Source organism: uncultured Algoriphagus sp. (assembly GCF_963974835.1).
Taxonomy (GTDB): Bacteria; Bacteroidota; Bacteroidia; order Cytophagales; family Cyclobacteriaceae; genus Algoriphagus.
Genome location: NZ_CAXBET010000002.1, coordinates 331,156 through 356,679 on the forward strand (window position 1 = coordinate 331,156; position 25,524 = coordinate 356,679).

Annotated in this window: 18 protein-coding genes; 8 read left to right on the top strand and 10 right to left on the bottom strand. The window is 40.8% G+C overall.

The annotated features are described in order from the left end of the window. Nucleotides 1-153: 153 nt before the first annotated feature. Nucleotides 154-1,359 (bottom strand): acyl-CoA dehydrogenase family protein, encoded by a 1,206-nt coding sequence (locus AACZ73_RS07460; protein WP_339876804.1) that lies wholly within the window; start codon nucleotides 1,357-1,359, stop codon nucleotides 154-156. Between the two features lie 118 nt (nucleotides 1,360-1,477). Here AACZ73_RS07460 and AACZ73_RS07465 point away from each other — a divergent pair, with 118 nt between their 5' ends. Further along, nucleotides 1,478-2,437, top strand: coding sequence for a tryptophan 2,3-dioxygenase family protein (locus AACZ73_RS07465; RefSeq protein WP_339876806.1), 960 nt, complete (start codon nucleotides 1,478-1,480; stop codon nucleotides 2,435-2,437). Nucleotides 2,438-2,788: 351 nt separating this feature from the next. On the opposite strand, the gene AACZ73_RS07470 is transcribed toward AACZ73_RS07465, so the two are convergent. Then, nucleotides 2,789-4,399 (bottom strand): hypothetical protein, encoded by a 1,611-nt coding sequence (locus tag AACZ73_RS07470; protein WP_339876808.1) that lies wholly within the window; start codon nucleotides 4,397-4,399, stop codon nucleotides 2,789-2,791. 297 nt (nucleotides 4,400-4,696) lie between these two features. On the opposite strand from AACZ73_RS07470, the gene AACZ73_RS07475 reads away from it, so the two are divergent. From AACZ73_RS07475 to AACZ73_RS07490, 4 genes are all read left to right on the top strand, one after another. Beyond that, entirely contained in the window at nucleotides 4,697-6,085 is a 1,389-nt protein-coding gene (locus AACZ73_RS07475) for an MATE family efflux transporter (RefSeq protein WP_339876810.1), read from the top strand. Between the two features lie 51 nt (nucleotides 6,086-6,136). Further along, nucleotides 6,137-6,850 carry a 6-phosphogluconolactonase gene (locus AACZ73_RS07480; RefSeq protein ID WP_339876811.1) on the top strand — a complete coding sequence of 238 codons (714 nt, stop codon included), beginning with the start codon at nucleotides 6,137-6,139 and terminating at the stop codon, nucleotides 6,848-6,850. 335 nt (nucleotides 6,851-7,185) lie between these two features. After that, nucleotides 7,186-8,565, top strand: a complete 1,380-nt coding sequence (locus tag AACZ73_RS07485; protein WP_339876813.1) for an MATE family efflux transporter — start codon at nucleotides 7,186-7,188, stop codon at nucleotides 8,563-8,565. 176 nt (nucleotides 8,566-8,741) lie between these two features. Continuing rightward, nucleotides 8,742-11,510 (top strand): carboxypeptidase-like regulatory domain-containing protein, encoded by a 2,769-nt coding sequence (locus AACZ73_RS07490; protein ID WP_339876815.1) that lies wholly within the window; start codon nucleotides 8,742-8,744, stop codon nucleotides 11,508-11,510. Between the two features lie 7 nt (nucleotides 11,511-11,517). Here AACZ73_RS07490 and AACZ73_RS07495 read toward each other — a convergent pair whose 3' ends face one another. The 5 genes from AACZ73_RS07495 to AACZ73_RS07515 all read right to left on the bottom strand — a co-directional run bounded on the left by AACZ73_RS07495 (nucleotide 11,518) and on the right by AACZ73_RS07515 (nucleotide 15,678). After that, nucleotides 11,518-12,078: a DUF664 domain-containing protein gene (locus tag AACZ73_RS07495; RefSeq protein ID WP_339876817.1), complete on the bottom strand. Its 561-nt coding sequence runs from the start codon at nucleotides 12,076-12,078 to the stop codon at nucleotides 11,518-11,520. A 68-nt stretch (nucleotides 12,079-12,146) separates the two neighbouring features. After that, the gene (locus tag AACZ73_RS07500) at nucleotides 12,147-12,488 is read right to left on the bottom strand and encodes an L-rhamnose mutarotase (RefSeq protein ID WP_339876819.1); all 342 of its coding nucleotides are present in this window, start codon (nucleotides 12,486-12,488) and stop codon (nucleotides 12,147-12,149) included. Nucleotides 12,489-12,705: 217 nt separating this feature from the next. Beyond that, nucleotides 12,706-13,521, bottom strand: a complete 816-nt coding sequence (locus AACZ73_RS07505; RefSeq protein ID WP_339876821.1) for a sugar phosphate isomerase/epimerase family protein — start codon at nucleotides 13,519-13,521, stop codon at nucleotides 12,706-12,708. A 4-nt stretch (nucleotides 13,522-13,525) separates the two neighbouring features. Further along, entirely contained in the window at nucleotides 13,526-14,545 is a 1,020-nt protein-coding gene (locus AACZ73_RS07510; protein WP_339876822.1) for a zinc-binding alcohol dehydrogenase family protein, read from the bottom strand. 200 nt (nucleotides 14,546-14,745) lie between these two features. Beyond that, complete coding sequence (locus tag AACZ73_RS07515; protein WP_339876823.1) at nucleotides 14,746-15,678, bottom strand: aldo/keto reductase; 933 nt, start codon at nucleotides 15,676-15,678, stop codon at nucleotides 14,746-14,748. Between the two features lie 256 nt (nucleotides 15,679-15,934). Between AACZ73_RS07515 and AACZ73_RS07520 the strand changes: the two genes are divergently transcribed. Next, complete coding sequence (locus tag AACZ73_RS07520) at nucleotides 15,935-18,181, top strand: c-type cytochrome (RefSeq protein WP_339876825.1); 2,247 nt, start codon at nucleotides 15,935-15,937, stop codon at nucleotides 18,179-18,181. 204 nt (nucleotides 18,182-18,385) lie between these two features. Beyond that, on the top strand, nucleotides 18,386-20,464 hold the full coding sequence (locus tag AACZ73_RS07525) for a DPP IV N-terminal domain-containing protein (RefSeq protein ID WP_339876827.1): 2,079 nt from the start codon (nucleotides 18,386-18,388) through the stop codon (nucleotides 20,462-20,464). 264 nt (nucleotides 20,465-20,728) lie between these two features. Here AACZ73_RS07525 and AACZ73_RS07530 read toward each other — a convergent pair whose 3' ends face one another. Continuing rightward, the gene (locus AACZ73_RS07530) at nucleotides 20,729-21,541 is read right to left on the bottom strand and encodes an amidohydrolase family protein (protein ID WP_339876829.1); all 813 of its coding nucleotides are present in this window, start codon (nucleotides 21,539-21,541) and stop codon (nucleotides 20,729-20,731) included. Between the two features lie 178 nt (nucleotides 21,542-21,719). Then, complete coding sequence (locus AACZ73_RS07535; protein ID WP_339876830.1) at nucleotides 21,720-22,379, bottom strand: metal-dependent transcriptional regulator; 660 nt, start codon at nucleotides 22,377-22,379, stop codon at nucleotides 21,720-21,722. Between the two features lie 111 nt (nucleotides 22,380-22,490). Here AACZ73_RS07535 and AACZ73_RS07540 point away from each other — a divergent pair, with 111 nt between their 5' ends. After that, nucleotides 22,491-24,773 carry a TonB-dependent receptor gene (locus AACZ73_RS07540; RefSeq protein WP_339876832.1) on the top strand — a complete coding sequence of 761 codons (2,283 nt, stop codon included), beginning with the start codon at nucleotides 22,491-22,493 and terminating at the stop codon, nucleotides 24,771-24,773. Nucleotides 24,774-24,916: 143 nt separating this feature from the next. On the opposite strand, the gene AACZ73_RS07545 is transcribed toward AACZ73_RS07540, so the two are convergent. Next, nucleotides 24,917-25,477 carry a DUF3347 domain-containing protein gene (locus AACZ73_RS07545; RefSeq protein ID WP_339876834.1) on the bottom strand — a complete coding sequence of 187 codons (561 nt, stop codon included), beginning with the start codon at nucleotides 25,475-25,477 and terminating at the stop codon, nucleotides 24,917-24,919. Nucleotides 25,478-25,524: the final 47 nt, after the last annotated feature.

Consider the following 25,524-nt stretch of genomic DNA (forward strand, 5'->3'; position numbering starts at 1 on the left):
ACGTAAATTTATTCTTTAGTTCTATATTTTGACTTTAAAGGAAATTTTATAGAAAGATATGATTTATAATTGATAAGAATCAAATAATCAGATTTAAATCAATAGTTTATTGTCTCATAATTTCGCTATTCTTTGCTTTAGTGGTTAAAAACCTCACACAAAAGCAGGAATCCCAGTAATCTCCTGGCCCAATATCAGCAAGTGGATATCATGTGTTCCCTCATAGGTAATCACCGATTCCAGATTCATCATATGACGCATAATCGGATATTCTCCTGTGATTCCCATTCCACCATGGATTTGTCTTGCTTCCCGGGCGATGTTGAGCGCCATTTCCACATTGTTTCGTTTTGCCATGGAGATATGGACAGTTTTGGCTTTTCCGGTATTCATCATCTTACCGACTTTCCAGGCTAGGAGTTGGGCTTTGGTGATTTCAGTAAGCATTTCGGAAAGTTTCTTCTGCACCAATTGAAAACCTGCGATGGGTTTACCGAATTGGATGCGCTCAGCGGCGTACTTTCTCGCAGACTCATAACAGTCCATCGCAGCGCCGATCGCTCCCCAGGCGATTCCAAATCGTGCAGAATCTAAGCACATTAGTGGAGCACCCAAACCTGATTTGCCAGGAAGGAGATTTTCCTTTGGCACTTTCACGTTATCAAAAACCAATTCCCCAGTGCAGGAAGCCCGAAGCGACCATTTGCCATGAGTTTCCGGCGTGGTGAATCCTTCCATTCCCCGTTCCACGATTAAACCGTGAATTCGGCCTTCTTCATTTTTTGCCCAGACCACGGCAATATCCGCTTTGGGAGAATTTGAAATCCACATTTTGGCACCATTCAGCAAGTAATGATCGCCCATATCTTTGAAGTTGGTGACCATGCCAGATGGGTTGGAACCGTGATCTGACTCAGTAAGACCGAAGCAGCCCAGCATTTCTCCTGAAGCCAGTTTTGGTAGGTATTTGTTTCGCTGTTCTTCCGAACCGAATTTATAGATAGGATACATCACCAGCGAACCTTGCACAGATGCGGTAGAGCGCATGCCGGAGTCACCGCGTTCGATTTCTTGCATGATCAATCCATAAGCGATATAGTCCAATCCACCGCCTCCATATTGCTCAGGAATCTGCGGTCCAAAAGCGCCTACATCACCGAATTTCTTGACGATTTCAGTGGGGAAGTGAGCCTTCTGAGCCCAGTCTTCTATGTAGGGAGAGATCTCTTTTTTTACAAAATCCCTTATCGAGGTTCGGATTAATTTATGCTCATCAGTGAGCAGGTCATCCAGATCTAAAAAATCAACACCTTCAAAAGTGTCCTGCTTCATTGACTTTCGGATTTCTACTGACTCCATGTTATTTTTGGTTTATAAATATGAATCTGTGATTTTTGTCGGGAATTTATGCTCTTTAATCGATTCTAAGTAACTTCAAAAGGGGCTAAAAAACTATCAAATCCATTAAAAAATACTCATGGCGGAATCGCAATTTGATCCCAAGATTTTGGATAAAATTGAACTTCTTCAGAAGAAATTCAAAGCTTCTGGGCAAGATATGCTCTCTTACCTGGAAGGCTTGCAGTATGCTGATTATCTGGCTTACTGGGACTATATTAATCTTGACGTGCTGCTCTCGCTGCAGCAGCCCAAGACTTCATTCAAAGACGAGAAGATCTTTATTATCTATCATCAGATCACAGAGTTATACTTTAAGTTGATTATCTCTGAGATGGAGCAGATTGCTGAATTGCAGCCGATTACGGAGGGATTTTTCAAAGCGAGATTGGAGCGGATCAACATGTATTTTGACCAACTGATCGGGTCTTTTGCGATGATGTGGAAAGGGATGGAGCAGGAGCAATTTCTTAAATTCCGCATGTCCTTGCTTCCTGCCAGTGGTTTTCAAAGCGCACAATTCAGGGAAATAGAATTAATGGCTGCAGATGCTTTTAATCTAGTGGCCTTGGATAAGCGAACAGATCCGGATTTCCATACGCCAACCGATGTTATCTTCGAAAACCTTTATTGGCAGCAGGGAGCGGTCGAATTGGCAACTGGGGAGAAGACCTTGACCTTAAAGAATTTTGAGGCGAAATACAGTAAAAAACTGATGGATCTGATTGATGCCTATAGACGCAAAAACCTTTGGCAAAAGTATATAGATCTGCCTGATCCTTCAGATGAATTAACGGAGACCATGAAGCAGTTTGACCTGAAGGCTAATGTATTCTGGCCGTTGGCTCACTATAAATCTGCTGTTCGTTTTCTTCAGAGAGATCCTGTCGATATAGCGGCTACCGGCGGCACCAACTGGCAAAAATACCTTCCTCCGCGCTTTCAGAAAGTTATGTTTTATCCGGAACTCTGGACTGAGCAGGAGAGGGAAGACTGGGGAAAAGGCTGGGTAGTAAAGGAGATTTTTGGTGAAGAGTAGGTTTTTGGGAGTAGGAAGATTTAAGGCATAAGTATCAAGACAAAGGAAACAAGTAGATAGATATTAGAATAAGTATAATGGCTATTTTGCTTCGATCTATTAACCATAAGGGCTGTCAGTCCGAGCGAAGTCGAGGACAGAACTTACCATTTCATCCAAAGTGGCTTCGACTTCGCTCAGCCTGACACCCTGATTTTTATATTGTAAATTCCATATTTTATTATTCTTACTAACAAATTGGGTTATGGGTCGGAAAGAGATTCGAACTATCCAAAATGGCAGGATATAAAATGAGATCCACAGTTTAGTAATGACATAATTCGTATTTCATATTTCGTAAATCCCTTCTTTTTACTTAGGATAGTTTGCCCTCACAAAAGCCTCCGCATTATTATAGCAAAAGTCATCAACCAATGCTTCAGTATCTTCACGTGTTTTCAGGTGAGCAAGATGTGTTGCGTTCGGATCCTTTCTGGCTTGCTCTATAGTAAAAATCAGGTTGCTGGAAAAAAGCTGAAATTCCAGCACAGTTGGATAGTGGTCAATGGGATCGATTAGTCCTTCGAAATCGGTACCCAGCGTCATGCACTTCCAGACTTTTACCTTCTCTGCTTCGCTAAGCTTAGGATTTGCATAAGCTGACTTGGCTATTCCTTCTATATTGTCCCAGAGCAGTTCTATACCATTTCGCCTAGACTTCTTATTTTCCTTCGTGATCCCAAGAATTCGCTGATCGAAGGAAAGCCCAAAAAGTCCATCTGTTTTTACGATCATCTCTATATCTTCTTCACAGACGTTGATGTTCCAGGCATTGAATTTTTTACTTTCATCACAGAAATCATCCTTTTCCAGATCAAAGCAATCTATATGTTTTTGTAGGGTCTGAACTCCAGAAAATCCACAATGGGAAGCGATGACAGGGATTTTATCGCCTTTGGCTAGACAGGGTAGAATAATCTCTTGGTAATATTCCATTCTCCCGCAGGCACTCATGTGCTTGACGTCTATCAAAATACGATAACCTAGCCTAGGGTCTTTTTCGAGATTTTGGTCCAATCCCAATAGCTCCAGCACGATCCTTTTTCCAAAGTCAGTGAACCCTTTATTCATATTATGAACCTGATTTAAAAGGATTTTTCCCTTATCGGGAATAGAGTGCGCGTGGCCGCATAGGTTGTTGTTGAAATGATGGGAAAAAGTCATGAAGAAAACCGGTACTTTCCATTCGTGCTTAATCTCTTGAATTCGCTTTGAGATTTCTTCGATTGAGATTCTTCCCTTTTCCAAAAGGTCAGTTCCAAGGGCATGGGAACCTTCAATAGTGAGAATCATCGTGATCTCATCATCATTTTGAAGAGATTCTTCCAGTTCTTTCGTTGATTCAGGAATTAGGTAGCGGGCATTTTCTGCCCAGAGCTCCTTGTTGAATTTGGTTTTTCGCTTCTTTTCATTTTCAAAAATCCTCCTCAAAATACCCGAAGTATGGATTTTATTTGATTCAATGGTCTTCCCCGAATCCATCAGCACAAATTCAAATTCCCGCTTGAGAGATTCCCAATAGTCATAAGAATTGGATTGCACATAATTCACTGTCTCTAGCGGAATGCGCATGTAAAAAATCTGGATCAGATCACGAAGAGGAAGTTTATCATGTGTGCTGATTCCCACAGCGATATTAAGTAGATCGACAGAATTGATCTTATCCAATCCCAGCACGAACTGCCGCTCCAGTGGATAGAGGGAGTTGAAAGTCAGGCGAACATTGCCATTCCATGCTTTCACCAGATCACATTGGCTGTAGGATGCTCCCATTTTTCCCTTGACGTATCCTGCTCTATTGGATGAAATTACGGTCCAGGGACTGAATTCTTCCTTTCCTTCAAACACTTCCCTTTTCTCCTGCATGTGGAGATGCGCCCGCATATGATTGTGACAATGCAAATCTGAAAACTTTCTAGCCATGGCTTAAAAATTTAAGAAAAACCTAAGTAAAACTTTAGCTTAATTTCCTGATTATTAGGATAAAATGCAACGGTTAGCAGCACAGTTAAATGATCATCCATTTTCTTTAAATCAGGGTAAATAAAAAATCTGACTTTGGAAGTGTGAATTAGATTTGGAAAATTTTGGAGGATGAAAATATAATGGCTGCAATACTTAAATTCTGTCCAAAATCTATTCTTCTGCAGCTCCAGATTTCTAATTCCAGAATTTTACTGGCATCTTGGAATTTCAAGTAAAAAGTAAGAGGTCAGTTGCATGAGGAAAAAATCAGATTTGTCACAAGGGAATTTAATCAAAAGCCTTTTTACCTTGGCGTGGCCGATTATCATGGCCAATATTCTCCAGACAGCATATCAGTTAATTGATACATTTTGGCTGGGTAGGCTTGGGGCCAATGCTGTGGCTGCTGTAAGTATCAGTTTTCCTATATTGTTTCTGGTGCTTTCTTTAGGCGCGGGATTGACACTTGCCGGCACAGTAATCGTTTCCCAGTACAAAGGCGCTAAAGATCAGCGAATGATTGATTACAGCGCTTCCCAAACTGTTTTAGTGATCTTCTTTGTCTCTGCAATGCTTGCAGTATTGGGCTATATAGGTGCATCACCTTTGATGAATCTGGTGGGAGCTGGTCCAGAAACATTAGATGATTCTGTCAAATATTTCCAAGTTTCATCTTTCGGATTTGTGTTTCTCTTTATGTTTTTCACTTTCCAGTCACTCATGCGTGGAATAGGGAATGTACTGATGCCTATGTACATCGTGATGGGAACTGTCCTCCTAAATCTGGTTTTGGATCCACTTTTTATTTTTGGCTTTGGCCCCATCCACGGATATGGAGTGGCTGGAGCAGCAGTCGCAAGTATTATGACTCAGGGTCTATCGGCTGTAGTTGGGATAGGGATATTGTTTAAAGGTAAAAAGGGCGTGAAAATCCGCTTGGCAGATATGAAGCCAGACTTTTCCTGGATTAAGCGCATGTTTGAATTGGGCATCCCGGCCAGTTTGGAGCAATCTTCCAGATCAGCTGTGTTGACTGTTTTGGTGATGTTGGTGACAGGTTTTGGAAGTGAAATCGTAGCAGCTTATGGAATCGGAGCTAGAATTCTCAGTTTGGTAATTGTACCGGCGCAGGGCTTGGCTATGGCTACAACTACTATGGTGGGCCAGAATATTGGTGCGTCCAGAATCAAACGTGCAGAAAGCATAGGAAATCTCAGTGTGAAAGTAGCGTTTTTTGGATTGACTGGAATCGGGCTTCTGCTATTTGCATTTGCTGAGACGCTCACGGCTTTCTTTGTGCCAAATGATCCGGAAGTGATCAGGGATGGGGCTACTTTTATTAGAATTATGGCTCCGAGTTTTGGACTGTTGGGAGTGAACCAAGTGCTGAATGGACTTTTCAATGGTGCCAGATTTACCCAGGCTTCCTTATTGATTTCTATCTTCAGTTTGTGGATAGTGCGCTTTCCTACCGCTTTTGTTCTTTCCCAAAAAACTACTTTAGCATATGAAGGCATCTGGTGGGCTTTTCCTATTTCCAATTTCATCGCGGCACTGGTCGCCTACATTTACTACAGAACGGGGCACTGGAAAATCAGAACCATCCGCCATCGGGGAGATTGGCTGGGAGCAGGAATCGGGTGATTTTCCCGTTTCAGATTAGTAGATTAAAAATTAACACTTCATCTCAGAACTATGAAAATTCATTATTGCAAAAACTACGAAGAAATGTCTCTGCTCGGAGGTGAGCTTGTGCACGCAGAAGTTGAGATAAATCCGGATTTGCTTTTTTGCGCAGCTAGTGGGAATTCCCCTGCTGGATTGTATGAATTAATGGTAGAGAAGCATGCAGATTCTCATGGTTTTTTTGACTGGATGAAAGTGATCAAACTTGATGAATGGGTAGGATTAACAGATGATTCGACCTTTACTTCAGAGTATGATATTCAGGAAAAATTGCTTAAAAAATTGAGGATTGGTCAGGATCGATATATCTCGTTCAATGTAGAAACCGATGATCCAGCTTCTGAGTGTGACAGGATTCAAGATGAGATTTCACAACATGAAGGAATAGATATTTGCATTCTGGGCATTGGTATAAACGGACATATTGCTTTAAACGAACCTGCCGAGTTCCTTCAGCCTGATTGCCATGTGGCTAAACTACATCCGGTTACTTTGGCAAGTGGAATGATTGAGAAAGTCGGAATTCCTCTTTCTGAAGGAATGACGCTGGGTATTGGGAATATCATGGCTTCGAAAATGGTTATTCTCTTTATCACTGGAAAAGGCAAAAAGCCAGCTTTGGATTTATTACTGGAGGGAAAAATTAGAACGGATTTGCCGGCTTCATTGCTTTGGTTACACCCGAATGCGCATGTAATTGTGGATAGAAATTCGGTGCATTGATAAATCTCGAAGCCCGAAAAGATGGAATTAGCCAAAATTCCTTTGCTCACCCTGCTGTGAGACCGAAGACGGGTGACTCCCGCACTGGCGGGACAGGCTGAATCGGCCTTAGCGATAGTGTTAACCAATACCAATAATGCTTCGGTCTCTCCGCTTGCAGAAAAGCAGATACACAAATTATGAGAATAGAGAAGTTGATTCTAAGAAGTGAAACTTGGGCTAAAAGCGACAAAATGTGTCCAATATGCGATTAGTAACTCTTTAATAACTCTGCCTGCTACCTGATACTCAGAAAATTTCTTTCTTTTGCTCTTCAAAATTTTTCCAACCACCAAATGACCTGGCAATTAATCAAAGATGCCCTGCAGGGTAAAGAGCAGGATTTTACAAGTCTCTCTTTAAAAACAGCCATTTTCGTTTTAGCAATTCCCATGATCCTGGAGATGATGATGGAATCAGCTTTTGCTGTAGTTGATATCTTCTTTGTAGCCAAACTTGGCGAGCATGCCATAGCTACCGTGGGACTTACCGAGTCTGTGGTGGTGCTTGTATATGCGATGGGATTTGGAATCAGTATGGCCGCCACCGCTTTGATCGCTAGAAGATTTGGTGAGAAAGAATACAAGGAGGCCGGAGCAGCAGCATTTCAATTGCTTATCGTAGGTGGTGTGATATCAATTATTCTGGGAATCCTAGGCTGGGTTTTCGCCCCTGATGTTTTGGGACTGATGGGAGCTGAGGCAAAGGTGATCGAAACAGGAGTAAATTATACCCGGATAATTTTCGCAGGAAATACTGCGATTATGCTTTTATTTCTTTTGAATGGGGCATTCCGGGGTGCTGGTCAGGCACATCATGCGATGAGATCACTTTGGATTGCAAATGGCTTGAATATGGTCTTAGACCCAATTCTGATTTTTGGGGTTGGGAATATAGAGGGACTTGGACTGGAAGGCGCTGCGATAGCCACTACTTTTGGCAGAGGTGTAGGCGTGGTATATCAGCTATACCATCTTTTCAATGGAAAGCATAAGCTGAAAATCCTTAAAGAAAACATCGTTATCTCTTGGGAAATCATCAAGAAAATCATGGAAATAGCAGCGGGTGGAATGGGTCAGTTTTTGATAGATTCTGTTTCTTGGATTGCGCTAACCCGCATGAATGCCGAGTTTGGTTCAGCCTCATTGGCTGGATTTACCATAGCTTTTAGAGTATTGATTTTCACGTTATTGCCTGCTTGGGGTTTATCCGGTGCTGCATCTACTTTAGTGGGCCAAAACTTGGGAGCCAGGCAACCCGATCGTGCAGAGAAGGCTGTGTGGCTGACGACTAGATATACCGTGACTTTTATGGCATCCGTGACAGGAGTGTACTTGCTTTTTAACCAGCAACTGGCTGGCTTTTTTACTGATATTCCAGAAGTCCAAGCCGTGGCTGCTCAGGGACTTTGGGTTGTTGTTTTAGGTTATGTGTTCTTTGCGGTGGGCATGGTGTTGACTCAGGCATTTAATGGGGCAGGAGATACCAGGACTCCGGCGTGGATCAACATAGGAGTGCTTTGGTTTATCGAGATTCCGCTGGCTTATGTCCTTGCTTTTACGTTTGGCCTGGCTCATTTAGGAATATTTATTTCCATTGCATTTAGCCATAGTTTCCACTCATTGGTATCCTTATTCTTTTTCAGAAAAGGCAAATGGAAACTAATGGAGGTTTAGGGGCGAAATTAGGTATTAGTGATGCGCACATTTTTTAGAATTACACTGAAAAATATAGTCTGATAGGGCTTATACTTCGGAGAACAGGACATAATTCTAAATGAAAGAATTTAGTTAGGGATACTTATTTTTTGTCCAAAAATTTTAACTTACTGAAGTAACCCAATTTTAACCTAATGACTTCATTCGCAGCTAGATTACTGTGCTTTTTGCTTGCTGTATACTCTTTTAGCTTTTCGGTTTATTGTCAGACCATTTCAGGAACAGTAAAAAATGCAAAAACTGGCGAGGCAATGCCTTTTGCCAATGTTTTTATCAATAATACGACATTGGGGAGCACTACCAATGAAAAAGGTAACTTCCTGATCTCAGGAGATCTACCTAGAAACGTGGAGCTTGTCGCATCCTTTGTTGGATTTGTGACAGCTACCAAGACCTTGAATATCAAAGGCTCTATGACTGTGCATTTCGAATTGGATCCGCTGGAATCTGTTCTTACCGAAGTGCAATTGAAAAGCAGGAGAGATAAGAAATGGGAGCGTGATCTTCGTCGCTTTAAAGAAGTTTTTTTGGCTTTGCCCGATGATCCATTTGTTTCTAAGCTCGACATTAAGAATCCTTGGGTTTTGGATTTCGAAACAGTAAAGGACGAAAAGGGCCCAAACTATGTCCATGCGACTACTCAGGAACCTTTGCAACTGGTGAATGACGCTTTAGGCTATGATGTCACTTACTATCTGAAAGACTACCGTTTTTATAAAAACCGGTCTAGTTATGTTGGTTTTGTGTTTTTCAAGCCACAAGTTCTGATAGATTCAGCCGAAATAGCCACAATAGATGCCAATAAGGAGACCACATACGTAGGCTCTGTTAGACATTTATTGAAATCAATTCTGTTAAACAGAGTTTCGCACGAAGATTTTGAGATTTTCCAGATGCTGCCTACCAATTTAATTCGACCTCGTACGAATGTTTATAATTTGGAGTTGGACCAATCCATAAAGCATGTTAATGCAGATTCTATTCAGAGAATACCTTTGCCAAATGGTAATTATAGGGTTATATGGCCTTTTGATGCAGAAATACATTACAGGGGGAAAGTATGGAGAAATGACTATTATTCAGATATTTATTATCCTATCAGCTGGATTTCAGCGCCCTTAGGGTATTTCGATATTGATCGAAATGGTATTCCTGTTGTGCCTTCCCAAGTTGTATTGTCCGGATATATGGGCAGACAGAGAATGGGTAGATTCTTGCCTCATGATTTTGTGCCTTCCGAGAATTTTGAAAAATATCTGGCTGAAGTTGATTATACCGAGAGTAAATTCAATCGCTGGAATAATCTTAGAGAGAAGCCTTATTTCAACACCAACAAGCCATATTATTATCCTGGAGAAACTGTCTGGTTAAGTGGGAAGATGCTCTATCAGAATTCCATAATGTCGGATACTTTAAGCAGAGTGCTCTATGTAGATCTCATGGACAAAAACTTGGAAGTCATCCAATCAGATGCCTTTCTTATCGATGAGGGGAAGATATCAGGTGCTTTTGTTGTCCCGAATGAGCTCGAATCGGGAGATTATTTTTTGAGAGGTTATACGGAATGGATGCGTAATTATCCTAATAAGGATATTTATCTGCGTCCCTTTCCCATTTTGAAAAAGCAAGAAAACATCTCTGCTGTCCCAATCAATAATCCGGACCTTTTTGAAGATCTAACGATAAATTTATCTGACTCTACTTACTATGGGGATTCTTCCAAGGAAATGGAAATTGAATTGTCCTTTGTAGATGAAACGGAAGAGTTCATTGATGTTCAGTTTGTTGCGTCTCTGACAGATGCTGACTTGGTATCGACGGTAGCAAATTCTAGCACAATCATCAATGAAATGGAATGGCTGGATGAAATGCAGGTTCGCGAAAACTTTGAAATTGGCAATCACCAAATCGAGTATGGGATTACCGTAGCAGGCAAATTCACCAGAGAAAAGAAGCGTGATCCATTCGTCAATCCAATCACGATAGTAAGGGACGATCTGGCTGATTATGGTATAGTGAACACTGATTCCTCAGGATATTTCCGTGCTACAGGACTGTATTTCACAGATACTGCGACTATCTCTATTGCGGCGCTTGATTTAAAGCAAAAACACTATGGATCTGTAACTTTAAATGAAAAGAGCAAACCGCTTTTTAAGGGATCTTTTCCAAAACTTAGATACGAGACTTATTTGAGGAGTAGGGATGCAGGTAGTTTTGATGTTATCGGGGATTTTGTGCTATTGGAGGAGTTTGTGAGGGAGGATGCGAAAATGGAAACGAAGGAAGAACAGAACTATGGGTATGGACCACCCGATCGCGAGCTTAGTGGGGATAAACTGTCAACAATCTCCCCCGAAGCTTTAGCAGGTTATTTAGGTCTTAAAAGAGGTGGCAAAAGTATCGGTAATTATAATTTTGGAATAAAGGCATCAAATCCCTTGTTGATAATTGATGGAGCTCAGTATCCTTTCTTGGATAATGAGCAGTTTGATAGAATGATTAGCTCCTTTATACTACCAGAATTGGAGTCAATAAAGGTTTACACTTTTAATGCAACTTCATTTGGAATGGCGGGATTTGGAGGAGTGATTATGATCACCACCAAAAAAGGAAACAGGCTTGAATCTTCTGAAAAAACTGCTTTTAACTCTTCCGAATTTCAACAGTTTAAAATCCGTGGCTTTTCACCCGAGATACCTTTTCCTGATAGCTATGAAAGTGATCAAGCACTGGAAATCAGACCTACGCTGTATTGGAATGCAAATGCCGAAACAGACAAGGGCATTTATTCCTTTAAAGTGAAAATCCCTCAAAATCTCAAGCGAATGAATCTGAGAGTTGAGGGATTGACAAAAGACGGTTTGGCCTTTGAAAAGACATTTGAGATAATGGTGAAGTAAGGAGACCTTATTCAGGCAATCTACTTCTGAGCATATTAATTTGGCCCATGTGATTAGCCTGATGTTCCATCACATGAAACCAAGCCCAATGATTATCTGTCTGTCCTCCTTTTGCAAGCTTCCCAAACCATTTATCGTCTTTCTCTTTAAGAGTTTCCAAGGTTTTTTGGCGAACCTGTGCCCATACGTCCAAGTAGTATTGAATTGGTTTTCCAACAAATTCTGCACGTGCCTTATTGCCTAGGTTCAGAGCAGTTTCCCATTTCTCTTTTTCCTCCTCATTAAAACCTCGTCCTTCAAATGTGTAAGCTTGATAGTAAACTTCGGTAGCGGCTAAGTGCATAATCATTGCTCCGATTCGGTTGGCTTTATCATCTAAGAGGAAATCGGTCTGTTCTTGATTGAGTTCCTGAGTACTATTAATAATTCTGGCTCTGAGGTTTTCTAGCATAGAAACCATTATTCCTGTATCATGATCATATCCTTTTGGAGGATTCATCGTGTTTTGGCCAAAGAGCAAAGTTGAACTAAGCAAAACCAAGGAGAATAAAAAAGAGTGCTTTTTCATATGGATAAAAGTTTGTGAATCAGCAAAATGGCTACAAAATGAGAAATCAGCTAATCAATAATTGTTAATTACGCGCCAGATTTGAATATTCTATTCATCAGCACCCACTTTTCTCCGGGTTTCGCCCATGGAATAGGCTGCTGATATTTCCACATGAAAGCCTCCCATTCAGCGATTTTAGGGTTGGTAGCATCAAACTTGGCTTTTTCTTCAAAGTCAAATTCATCCACTGTTTCCAGCAGCATAAACATGCGGTTTCCCGTACGGAAAATCTCAATATTGAGGATTCCAGCATCTATGTCGTGCTGGGTCACTTCTGGCCAAGCTGCGCCGGGAGCATGATGCTGCTCGTATTCTTTGATGGATTCCTCATTATCGATGAGGTCAAGTGTAAGTGCGAAACGTTTCATTTCTTTATAGTATCAAGACTTTAGATATAAGACATAAGGTTCAAAAATCTCGAATTAAGAGATTTGAGAAAGGAGATTAGAGATTGAAACTGAAATCAAGGCTTTGTTAAGGTCATCTTGAATTATTTGGAATCAAACTCCTCGTTATAGTGAAAAAGGCTGATTTATAGTTCATTCTATTTTTTAATTTGTAGGATGGAGGTTCCAAAATCTCAAATCATCCAAACCATTTACTGAACTCCTCTATCGTCTGCTCTGCAGCAGCATCAGGATTAGGGTAGGGGAAAGCTTCTGCCGAAGCATAGCCACTGTATTTAACTGTTTGCAGTGCCTCGGCTATTTCCTTCATAGATGTGTGACCAAAACCCATAGGTCTTCTATTGCTATCTGCAAAGTGAACATGTCCAATGTATTTGCCCCAATTCAGGATGCTTTCTTCCAAGTTTCCTTCTTCAATATTCATGTGAAATAAATCAGCCAGAAGTTTTACAGATTTGGTTTCCAAACTGTCCAGGAATTTAGAACCAGCTTCAATTGTGTTAAGCAAGTTGGTTTCGTAGCGGTTTAATGGTTCGTAGATCAGTGTAACTCCTCTTGATTCGGCATGCTTTCCCAATTGATTCAAACCTTCAGCCAACCAGGACATGGTTTCTTCCCGGTCATTTCCAGGAAGTATATTTCCCTGCATTGAGCCAATAATTGCTGGAGCTCCGAAAGCTGCTCCGAAGTCAATCATATCTGAGATGAAGGAAACGGCTTTTTCTCTAATTTCTGAATTCGGGTCAGTCAGAGTTAAGCCATGAATTACCTTTCCGGCACCAGTCCCAACAGCAGCAAGTTCAAGGTTGTGTTTTTTCAGTAACTCTTGAAGTTTTGGGTTCTCAATTGCATCAGCAGAAGCAGTGAAAAGTTCAATTGCATCGAATCCAAGTTTGGACGCTTTTTCCATTCCAGCTTCGAGATCCTCCCAAAATATCCAAGGTCCAGTTTTGATTTGTGGTACTAAGGCAATCGTTACGCAGGATTTTATCATTTTATTATTTGTCAAAATCAATCATTATTTTAATTATCCCTTGCTGGTCTAACGCCCAATCTGCAAGTGCTTTTTCAGACTCGTCGATGGTCACCACTTTGCTGATTACTTCATCCACTGGGAATTTTCCTTGTTCCAAATAGCTGATAACTTCAGGGAATTCGGTGGTACAGTTTCTCGAACCAAAAATTTCTATTTCTTTTTGAACGAATAGGGAAGTATTGAATTCCACGGGTGCTTTTGCATAGCCAATGCAGACAACTCTGCCAGTAAAAGCAACTTCTTCTACAGCCTGTCGGTAGGTAATGGGACTTCCCACCGCTTCGATGATCACGTCAGGACCATCATTAGTTGTCATATCCTGGAGCGTTTGATGTAGGTCTACTTTCTTTGGATTGATGGTATGTTTTACACCGATTTTCTTTGCTATCGCTAGCTTGGCGTCGTCCAGATCAATTGCGATTACTTCCGCGCCTTTATTGACAGCAGATGCCACAGCTCCTAAACCTACTATTCCGCATCCGATAACTGCCACGCGATCCTGAGCTGTAACCTTTGCACGATTTACGGAGTGAAAGCCAACAGTTAATGGCTCAGCCAAAGCTAGCTCACGTAAGGACAATTTTTCCGAAGGAAATACATCTTGCCAAGGCAAAGCAATGTATCTACACATGGCACCTGGACGGCGGACGCCCATGGTTTTATTTTCCTTGCAGGCATTTCTAGCACCCTTGCGGCAAGCGATACATTTTCCGCAATTCAAGTAAGGATAAACCGTCACTTTCATTCCGACTTTTATGCTTTCAGTCACATCATCGCCCAGTTCTTCGATGGTTCCACCAACCTCATGGCCTAAAACATTTGGATATTCCTGTAGCGGAAAAAGGCCTCGGTAAGAATTCAAATCTCCTCCGCAAAAGCCAACCATTCCAACTTTTAGGAGAACTTGTCCAGCCTTTGGGGTGGGTTTTGCTACTTCCCGTAGTTCTGTTTTTCCGATATCTGTAAGTACTAATGCTTTCATGAGGTTTAGGTTTAATTGATGCTTGTTAGTTTTCAATATGCCATTAAGATTATTTCGTTGCTTATCTGGCTGGAAGACCGATGACGGATGACCGAAGTAGCACATCACTAGAGTTTACCAGATTCTATGTCGCTTATGCTTCTATTTGTAGCAAAATGAGAATAAGCGCCACTTCCGTCTTCCGTCCTCCGTCTTTTTTCTTAAATATTATTCTCCGTCTTTCCTTCGTACCACATTTGGTTTTTGACAGGAGCGACGAGTGTTTCGATTTCTTCTAAAAGCCCATCAGGAATTCGGAAATCAAGTACACTTACGTTTTGGGTGATGGTGTCCAGATCACACATCCCAACAATTGTGGTAGTAATATCGGGATGATCTAATGCATAACGAATGGCCACATCACTGAGCTTCACTCCATATTGAGCACATAGAGAAAGTAACTGCGATTGCATATCCTTCATTGCTTGCGGAGATCTATGCCATTCAGGCAGCGGTGCATCTGAAAGTATTCTTTGCATTAGCGGAGCAGCATTCATCAAGCCAAAGCCTTTTTCTTTAGAAAGTGGTACTAATTCGCGGTTGATTTCATCTTCCAGCAAATTGTAATGTGCCCATGACAAGACTGTATCTACAGCTATAATTCTAGTAATTTCTGCGAGATAGTTAACTGGTAAACCTGTAATTCCTATAAATCGGGCTTTGCCGGATTCTTTGAGTTTGATCAAAGTCGGCCAGGCTTCATTTAGAATTTGCTCTTTGTCTACAAACTCTATGTCATGTAATTGCAGTAGATCGACGTAATCTGTTTTTAACCTGGAGAGTGATTCGTCCACACTTTTCAAGATGCGCTTTTCAGAAAAATCAAATTCCTGTAAATCGTAGCGCCCACATTTTGTAGCCAAAATAACTTGATCGCGCTTTCCTTCGAGTGCGTTTCCCAGTCGCTTTTCCGCTAGAGTAACGCCATAAAAGGGAGAAACATCGAAAAAATTCACACCATGATCAATTGCATAGTGGACAGCACGATATCCGTCTTTTTCGTCAGAAACGTTGAAAACATCACCCATAGGTGACGCTCCAAATCCAAGGATTGATAAGTCCAATCCAGTGTTTCCTAACTTTCTATATTCCATAAATTAGATTATTGCGGGTTTTTAAATTTGTCAAACCAATATATGCAGATTTAGTGAGGAGGGAAATTCAATTATGGCTAAGCGGAAAAGTCAGTAAATATTTATTTTTTACCACTAAAAAAAAATCCTTCCATTTCAAGGAATGTGACCTAAGAAGACTTTTTAATACGTTTGAAAGTATCTTATATTGGAAGGTGATTAATCTAAGTTTTACGATATAGGTTAATTACCCATACCTGAAACCCAAAATATCCTGATGAAAAAACTGCTCTACCTGCTCGGGCTTTCTTTAATTTTTTATGCCTGCCAAAATTCCGATAAAGTCTATTTGGATGAGATTTATGAGAAGCCCGAAATAGATGCCAATCCAGAACTCAAAGTTCTATCTCCCGAAGATTCGAGGGACAGGATTCATGTTCCTAAAGGATATAAAGTAGAACTAGTAGCTAGTGAACCTATGATTGCTGAACCCATTGCATTCGCTTGGGATGGCAACGGGAGAATGTATGTGGCTCAAATGAATACCTACATGCAGGATGCTGATGCGACGGATGAAAATGAGCCATGGAGTAAGGTAATGCTGCTGGATGACACCGACGGAGATGGTGTGATGGATAAAAGTTCAGTTTTTTTGGATAGTCTGGTTCTTCCAAGGATTATTCTGCCTTTGGATGATCGCGTCATTATAGGAGAGACATACAACCGAAATCTTTATAGCTATAGAGATACCAATGGAGATGGAGTTGCTGATGAAAAAATACTCTTGCTTGAGGACACTGTTCGAGACAACAGAAATTTAGAGCACCAGGATGCGAATTTACTTTGGAGCATTGATAACTGGATGTATGTTTCGAATAAGCCTTTTAGGTATAAATTCGAAGGGGACAAAATCATAAGAGACACACTTTCTTCACCTCTTCCCGGACAGTATGGGCTTACACAGGACGAAGTAGGGCGCCTGTTTTTCTCCAGAGCAGGAGCTGAAGTTCCGGCGCTGGGATTTCAACAGCATCCAAAATATGGGCCAATGGAATTGAAAGGGAAATACGAGGAGAGCTTTATGGAACCATGGCCAATAGTAGGCAACCCTGATGCCCAAGGAGGATCGAAGAGAATGAGGCCTGAGGACAATACATTAAATCGCTTTACTGGAGTTTCTGGACAGGAAGTATATCTGGGAGATAAAATGCCAGGCGCCTATGGGGATTTATTTATTCCTGAACCAGTAGGAAGATTGATCAGACGAGCAAAAGTCAATCATGTGGACGGAAAAATAGTCTTGGAAAATAAATACGAACAAACTGAATTTTTGGCATCTACCGATCCATTATTCCGTCCCGTTTTCACTGCAACCGGACCTGATGGGAGTCTTTACATTGCAGATATGTACCGGGGGATAATCCAGGAAGGAACTTGGGTAGGCAAGGGAAGTTATCTGAGAGGAATAGTTGATGAGCGGGGCTATGATAAGTTTTACCAAAGAGGAAGAATCTACCGGGTTTATCAGGAAGAAATGTCTCTCGGGGAAAAACCTAGATTATTAGAAAAGTCATCAAAGGAACTTATTAATTACCTAGGGCATCCGAATGGCTGGTGGAGAATGAATGCGCAGAAATTGCTCGTCATCAAAAATGACCAATACGTAGTACAGACTCTGAAAGATATTGTATTGGGGAATGAAAATTTTTTAAGAAAGCTTTTCAATCCAAAGCTGAATTATGGCATAGAGAGGCTACATGCACTTTGGACATTGGATGGCATGCATGCAGCAGATAAAGAGATCCTTCTGGAAGCTATGAAAGATGAGGATTACAGAGTAAGAGTTGCTGCTATCCGGATTTCTGAACCTTATTTGGAATCTGGAGATCCCGATATTTTAAAAGCTCTTGATGAATTAAAGACTGACGAACATCCAGAAGTGCTACAGCAGTTAGTCTTGAGTGCTAGACAAGACAACGACGTCACACAGGAAATGGTGAGGTATATAAGCGATAATCACGCTGAGAATGAAGTTCTACGACTGACAACAGCAGAAAACCTTAATCCTTCCTTTGATGAATTAGAAGCTTTAAAAGAAAAGCATAAACTCAAAGGAGAAGGTGCAATACAGATTACAAATGGGTATAAGATATTCCAGGATTTTTGCTCTGCTTGCCATGGCGCAGACGGAAAGGGAAAAGATCAGTTAGCTCCGTCACTTGTTGGTTCTCCCCGAGTGCAGGGAGACGTAATCACGACTACCAAAATTTTATTGCATGGATTGACAGGTCCGGTAGATGGAAAGACATATAATGGGCCTATGGCACCTGTCGCCCAATATAACAATGAGGAAATTTCAGATATCCTAAGCTACATCCGGGCAGAGCTGAATAGTTCTGGAACAGTCTGGAGAGGGGTAGTAGGGAATGTAAGAGAAGCCTACAAAGACAGAAGTGAATATTGGACTATAAAAGAACTTGAAGAAAATCCTGGACTTCCGGGTGATACAAAAAAAAGTAGTTAAGAATTAGGAATAGGGTAGATGTGATGCATTTTTATAGGTGATTTCTTGATGATGTGGATTTCATCAATAATTCTATTTTTCCGGGAGAAGGTGAAAATATACCTTATTGAATGAGGGTTTAATTGCCTTACATGTATTTTTCCCTGCTTTTTACAGCTAAAAATAGTATCATCGCAACTCGAATAAATCTAACCCAAATAGTATATGAATAATAAGCTCCTCCTCACGATGGCGGCAGCTTTGGCTACAACCATTTCTGTTTCGCAGGCTCAGGACAAGCTAAAAAGCATGCCTGGCTATGAGCAATATCAGACTATAGCTCCTCAACTTCGATCAGCAGTAAAACCAGGAAGCCTCAACGTAAAATGGGCTGAGGACGGCAAATCCTTTGAATATGAGGAAGACGGAAAACTTCAGTCTTATTCATTAAAGACCAAAAAAGTAACTGAGATAGGAGATGCACCGGCACCTGAGCGAAGAGCTTGGAATCGTCCTGCACGCGGTCGACAGTTTGACTCAGCGGAGTCTCCTGACGGAAAGTATAAAGCGTATACCAAGGATCGCAATATGTACCTAAGCAATGCTGATGGAAGTAATGTGGTCGAGATCACTACTGATGGTAACGAGGAAAATCAGGTGAAATATGGCATTGCTACATGGGTGTACGGTGAAGAACTGGGACAAAACACGGCGATGTGGTGGTCTCCGGACGGTAGCAAGATTGCCTTCTACAAATTTGTGGAGAAGGATGTGAAAAAGTATTATGTGCTTTTGGATCAACTGAGTTTATATGATTCCCTTGAGATCGAAGCGTATCCTAAAGTAGGGGAACCAAATCTCCCTGTTGATCTGATGGTCTACGATGTGGCTACCAAAAAAGTGACTGAGCTGGATATCAGAGATGGAAAGCCATACAGTGACGGTGATTTGGGAACTTATATTTATGACGTGTCCTGGACTCCTGATGGAGAAGAATTGCTTTTCCACAGTACCAATAGACGCCAGAATATTCTTGAACTTCGTGCGGCAAATCCTGAAACAGGAAAAAGCAGAACTGTAATCCGCGAAGAATGGCTTCCAAGTTTCGTAGAGAATTCTCCGGAAATGGAAGTCCTGGCGGATGGTGAGCATTTCATCTGGGCTTCCGAAAGATCCGGTTTTAATAATTATTACCTGTACAACTTTGACGGTACACTCGTCAATGCGATCACTTCCCATCCTTTCGAAGTATCCAATATTGTTAAGGTAGACGAGGATGCCAAAATGCTTTACTATATGGCTCGTAGTGGTGAAAACCACATGTTAATGCAGCTTCACCGTGTGCAATTGGATGGAAAGAAAGATACTCGCTTGACAGATCCGTCTTTAAATCATTCTGTAACGATTTCTCCTGACGGAAAACATTTCGTGGATGTTGCACAGACTCACGACATTCCTCCATTTACGAATTTACTGGATGCCAAAGGAAAAGTAGTGGCTGAATTGGCAAAAAGCGATATGAGTAAGTTCGAAGAATTAGGTTTGAAAAAAGTGGAGGTATTCACCTTTACTTCCAAAGACGGAGTGACTGAACTTCATGGCATGATTCATTATCCTTCTGATTTTGACTCAACCAAAAAATATCCAGTGATCCTAAGTAACTATGGTGGACCTGCTACCAACGCATTCAGGGAGAATTTTACACTTCCGGATCCCTTGACAGAATATGGTTTCTTGGTATTAAATATTGATGGAAGAAACGTAAGAGGTCGTGGAAAGGAATTGCTTGATCAGTTGTATGGAAACCTGGGTTTGGTGGAAATGGATGATTTTGCTGAAGGCATCAAATCGCTTCATGACAGACCGTATTTCGATAAAGATAGAGTAGGAGTTTATGGAACGTCTTACGGAGGAACAACGGCCGTTTCTATGCTGCTTAGATTCCCGGAGTTAGTCCATGCTGCAGTGGCCAATTCATCGGTAACCGACTGGAGATTGTATGATAATATTTACACTGAGCGATTCATGAGCACGTTGGATAACAATGAGGAGGGTTATAATAGATTCAGCTTGATGAACAAAGCAGATCAACTTCAGGGTGAATTGCTGATTTTCTTTGGAACTGCTGATAACAATGTTCATCCATCCAATTCATTAATGCTGATCAAAGCTTTCCAGGATGCTGGAAAAAGCATCGAAGTACAGGTTGCACCTGACGGAGGTCACACGGCTTTGAACAGAGACAGAATGATGGAATTTTTTATTAAACACCTAGTAACTGATTATAAAAAAGAGGTCCGTTAAAACGGGGCTTTATTGTATTAAAAAACCACCTGTTGAGTTCTCGGCAGGTGGTTTTTTCTTTATCCGGGATCTTCGCGGAATGGGACATACAAGTCTCGGTTATCAGGATAGGAGAAATCGAAATTCTTTTGTTGAAATTCGCTTTAATTAATATTAGGTATGGAAGTCTGGAGGCTGAATTTCTTTGAGTTTAAGTCTGCATACTCGAAGTAGAATTGAATTTTTCCAGAAGTCACCTAGAAGAACCCAAAGCAATTTGCAATTCTACTTGATGTTATTCACATCAATTTTGAATAAGTCGGCAGCGTTTTTCCAGAGGATTAACTCCTTCTTTTCCTGAGGTAAATCCAAGTTCTTCATAAAATTCAGGTAGGATTTCATCGAAGAAATAGGCCAATCTGTACCATACAGAAGATACTTTGGGTTTCCAGCGTATGTGATCATTTGCTCGAGTTCATTTTTCATCCAGCGCTCAAACTTTTCTGAAAAATCTCCCAATACAAGTCCTGAAAAATCAGCATGTACATTTTTGTTTTTGTACGTGACTTCCATGCAATCTTTGATCCAAGGGTTACCTACATGACAGATCACAATTTTCAATTCCGGATAGTCCACCGCCAAATCATCATGGTGAATAGGATGGGAATATTTTACACGCCCTGTGGGCGCATAGGTGTCTCCCGAGTGAAACATAACAGGAACATCATACTCGATAGCCATATCATAGACCACTTTCATGCGTGTATCATTAGGATAAAACGGTTCATATCCAGGATAAAGTTTTAACCCCTTGATCAAACCGGATTCCAGGTATTCGGCAATTTCCCTTAAGTCGTGATGATTGTAGTTCAAGTAACTAATTCCCGCGACCACTCCTAAGTTTTTCCTGTTTGCAATAGCCTCCACCACCTTTTGTGTACTTGGCCGGTGTTCGTTGACTTTGTAAGAAGTGAGAACGAGCGAATAATCCACTTCATTTTCTTCCATTGTGTGAGTCAATTTATTGAGGCAGTCTTCCAGGGAAACGACCCGGTCTTCATGGTAATTATTAATATGGGTATGTACGTCAATGATCATGGTTTAAAAATTGGTTTGACTAGAATGTACCAAATATTTGACCAAAGGAAGGATGTAGGTAACACTATAAAGTTTTGCTTATTGGAAAAAGTGGAAGAATCACCGATCAAATGGAGTTCAATGGCACCTGAATCAGCTGACTTTATTTTTGAGTAATGAATCAATTATAATAGATTAATTATCCAATAACCTTAACCAAAAGTCTTTCCGAAACCTTTTCGCTTAAAGTTTCTGAATCATGATCTTGATAGGAAACTACCATACTCTGATCATATGACTCTACGGACTTGATTGTGAGTTCAGTACCTAATTGAAGGTCTCTGCTATTCAGGAATTCCAGAAAGTGGGTGGATGAATTAGTCAAAGCAGCCAGTTTTACTTGCTGTCCTTTGGTACACTTGCTCAGAGGGATGTAATTGATCTCCTGAATTCTCCCTTGCTTATCGGGAATAGGAGATCCATGTGGATCTATGGTCGGGAATCCCATCATTTCATCCATTCGCTCAAAGAATTTTGGTGCATGTATATGCTCCACCTGCTCAGCAATCTCGTGTACTTCCTCCCATCCAAAACCCATTTTATTTACCAAAAACATTTCAGTCAACCGATGTTTTCGAATGATAAGAGCAGCTTCTTTTTTACCCTTTTGTGTTAAAGTAACCGGCTTATACTTTTCATAAATTAACCAACCATTTTTCTGAAGAGTTTTCACCATACTGTTTACAGTTGGCATGCTAACTTGCATTTGGGCTGCTAGTTCCGAGATATTGACCTCATTATTATCATTTGCCAAATTAAAAAGGGATTTCAGATAGTTCTCTTCAGTTTGTGATGCCATGTTCTATTGCTTTAGTATTCAAATATGCTGAATTATTTTTTAAAACAATTTTGTTAGATAAGTCTAACAATGTAAATTTGTCGTATCTAATTCTAGATTAACTGCCAGTTTATGAAGTATAAATACATCTTTTTATTAATCACTTCTCTGCTTTCTTTGGATTCAGTTGCACAAAATTATTTACTCAAAGGCACTGTCCTGTTTGAAGGTGAGCCTGTAGAATTTGCTAATGTTTACGTGAAAGGCTTATCAATTGGGGCGGTGACAGATTCATCGGGAAGCTTTTCTATAAATATTCCTGAAACTGGAAATTTCATCGTTCAGGCTTCCATGGTAGGTTTTCAGACGGCACAGCAGGTAATCAAAATCCCTAATTCAAAAACCTCCTCACTCGTGTTTATTTTAAAAGAAATGGATGGGGGATTGGATGAGGTGGTTGTCAGCGGCACCATGCAGGAAGTATCTAAATTGGATAGTCCAGTACCGGTAGAAGTGTATTCAGCTAACTTTTTCAAAGCAAATCCCACACCTTCAGTATTTGAATCCTTGCAGAACGTAAATGGCGTCCGGCCCCAGATTAATTGTAATGTTTGCAACACAGGAGATATTCATATCAATGGTTTGGAAGGCCCTTATACTATGGTATTGATCGATGGTATGCCGATAGTGAGTGGGTTGGCTACTGTTTATGGCTTGACTGGAATTCCTCAGGCTTTGATCGATAGAGTAGAAGTAGTGAAAGGCCCTGCTTCCACACTATATGGTTCGGAGGCTGTTGGAGGTCTGATTAACGTAATCACCAAAAAACCTGAATTAGCTCCCCTGGTTTCTGCGGATTTCTTTGGGACGGGGTGGGCTGAAATGAATCTGGACTTAGGTATGAGATCAAATTGGGGAAAAAATATTCAGTCCCTGACAGGAGTAAATGCTTTTTACTACGATAATCCTATCGACAAAAATGAAGATGGATTTACGGATGTTACCCTTTCTAAACGAATATCTTTTTTCCAGAAAATCAATGTTCAAAGACCTGCCAATAGGCTTTTTACCATGGCTGGAAGATATGTGTATGAGGATCGCTGGGGTGGACAGATGGGCTGGAGTAGTGCCAATCGGGGAGGAGATGAGGTTTATGGAGAGAGTATTTATACTAGTCGTTGGGAAACTTTTGGGACATGGCAATTGCCAACTTCAGAGTCCTTGAATTTCCAGTTCTCAGTAAATGGTCACAATCAAAACTCGGTTTATGGAACTACTGTATTTAAAGCTGACCAATACATAGGTTTTGGACAATTGACATGGTCAAAAGCAGCTGAGCGGCACGGTCTATTACTTGGATTGGCTTATCGCTATACGTTTTATGATGACAATACCACTGCAACTTCTGATCTGATTTCAGATAGTAATGAGCCTTCTGTTATTCACCTGCCGGGTGCATTTCTTCAGGATGAAATCAAATTGACTTCAAATCAAAGTTTGCTTTTGGGAGTACGTTACGATTACAACTCTATTCATGGCTCTATTTTTTCTCCACGGGTGAATTACAAATTGTCCTCGGATGACAAAAGCACAGTTTTTAGGCTTTCTGCGGGAAATGGCTTTCGTGTCGCAAATGTATTCACGGAGGATCATGCGGCGCTTACCGGAGCTCGGGAGGTTATCTTTACAGAAGAACTGAAGCCTGAGCAAAGTTGGAATGTAAATGCCAACCTGGTAAAAAAAATATACTCAGATAACGGGACTTTTATTGGCATGGATGGATCAGCTTTTTATACCTATTTCACCAATCGAATTGTCCCGGACTATAAGACGAATCCAAATCAGATAATTTATTCAAATCTGGATGGATCAGCGGTATCAAAAGGAGTTTCACTGAACATGGATCTTGCCTGGGCAAATGGGCTGACAATCACAACTGGGGGAACGCTCATGGACGTGAGCATTGTGGAAGAAGGAGTCAGAACGAGACAGTTGCTTACCGAGCGATTTTCTGGTGTTTGGTCGGTCGGTTATGAATTCTTTAGATTGGGTTTGACTATGGATTATACGGGAAATGTATATAGCCCTATGCGTTTGCCATTGTTAGGACCTTTAGACGATAGACCAGATTTTTCTCCTTGGTACAGCATTCAGAATATTCAACTAACCAAATCGCTTGGAAAGAAATGGGAGATTTACGGTGGAGTTAAAAACCTATTGAACTTCACTCCTCCGAATAATAGTATTGCCCGGGCTTTTGATCCGTTTGATAAAGATGTAGTGTTTGCACCGAATGGTTCTGTCGTCCCGACACCAAATAATCCTAATGCCTTAACCTTTGATCCAACTTATGTATTTGCACCAAATCAGGGGGTACGAGGGTTTTTGGGAGTGAGATTTACTGTTTCAGATTAGCTTTTAACCGCTAAGGGCACAGAGGATTTCGCAGAGAGCGGACTTTTTTGTTAGCTTACTTCTTTGCAATTATGTTTGCTATTAGATCATTTTTATGAAAAAAGATGGGCGAAAAATCTTTCGCCCATACATTCCCTGAAATATCAAATCTTCCCCGTTACAGAACCACATTTCAGCATTCTGTCTCCGAAATATGGATTCCTGATTTCTTCAGAAAGACTCAACCAATTAGCTCCTTTGTTTCCATTTGCCATTGGGCAATGCTGAAGGAACAAGTTTCCTGAAATTAGCTCACTACTTTTAGCCAATAAAATCATTTGCTCTGAAAGACTTTCGAAGGATTCGCGTTGAATTTTCGGATCAGTGGTTTCCATGATTTTCTGCACATCAGAATTAATGGAATTGTATTTTTCATCAGCTAGTAATAGGTTTAGCTTCTTTGCTTCCTCATTCACTTTTTCACCATCAGTTTCTACCAAAGCATCTTTCAAAGCTAAGTAGGAGTTGAAGATTTGGGTAGTTGATTCATCCTTAAAAGCGATAGTGGAAATGTTGCTTTGAGGAGTTTCGACTGGAGTGGCTTCTTGAATTTCATAATTCTCAGCTGCATTTTGGTTAGACTGATCCTCAGTCGATTTACTTGAGCAGGCAAGCGATAGAGCAGTGACTAAACAAAGTGCAAAAGGAGTTCTTAGGTTTTTCATTTGATTTAAGAATTGATTTTATATGATGTTTATGGTTCTGAATTATA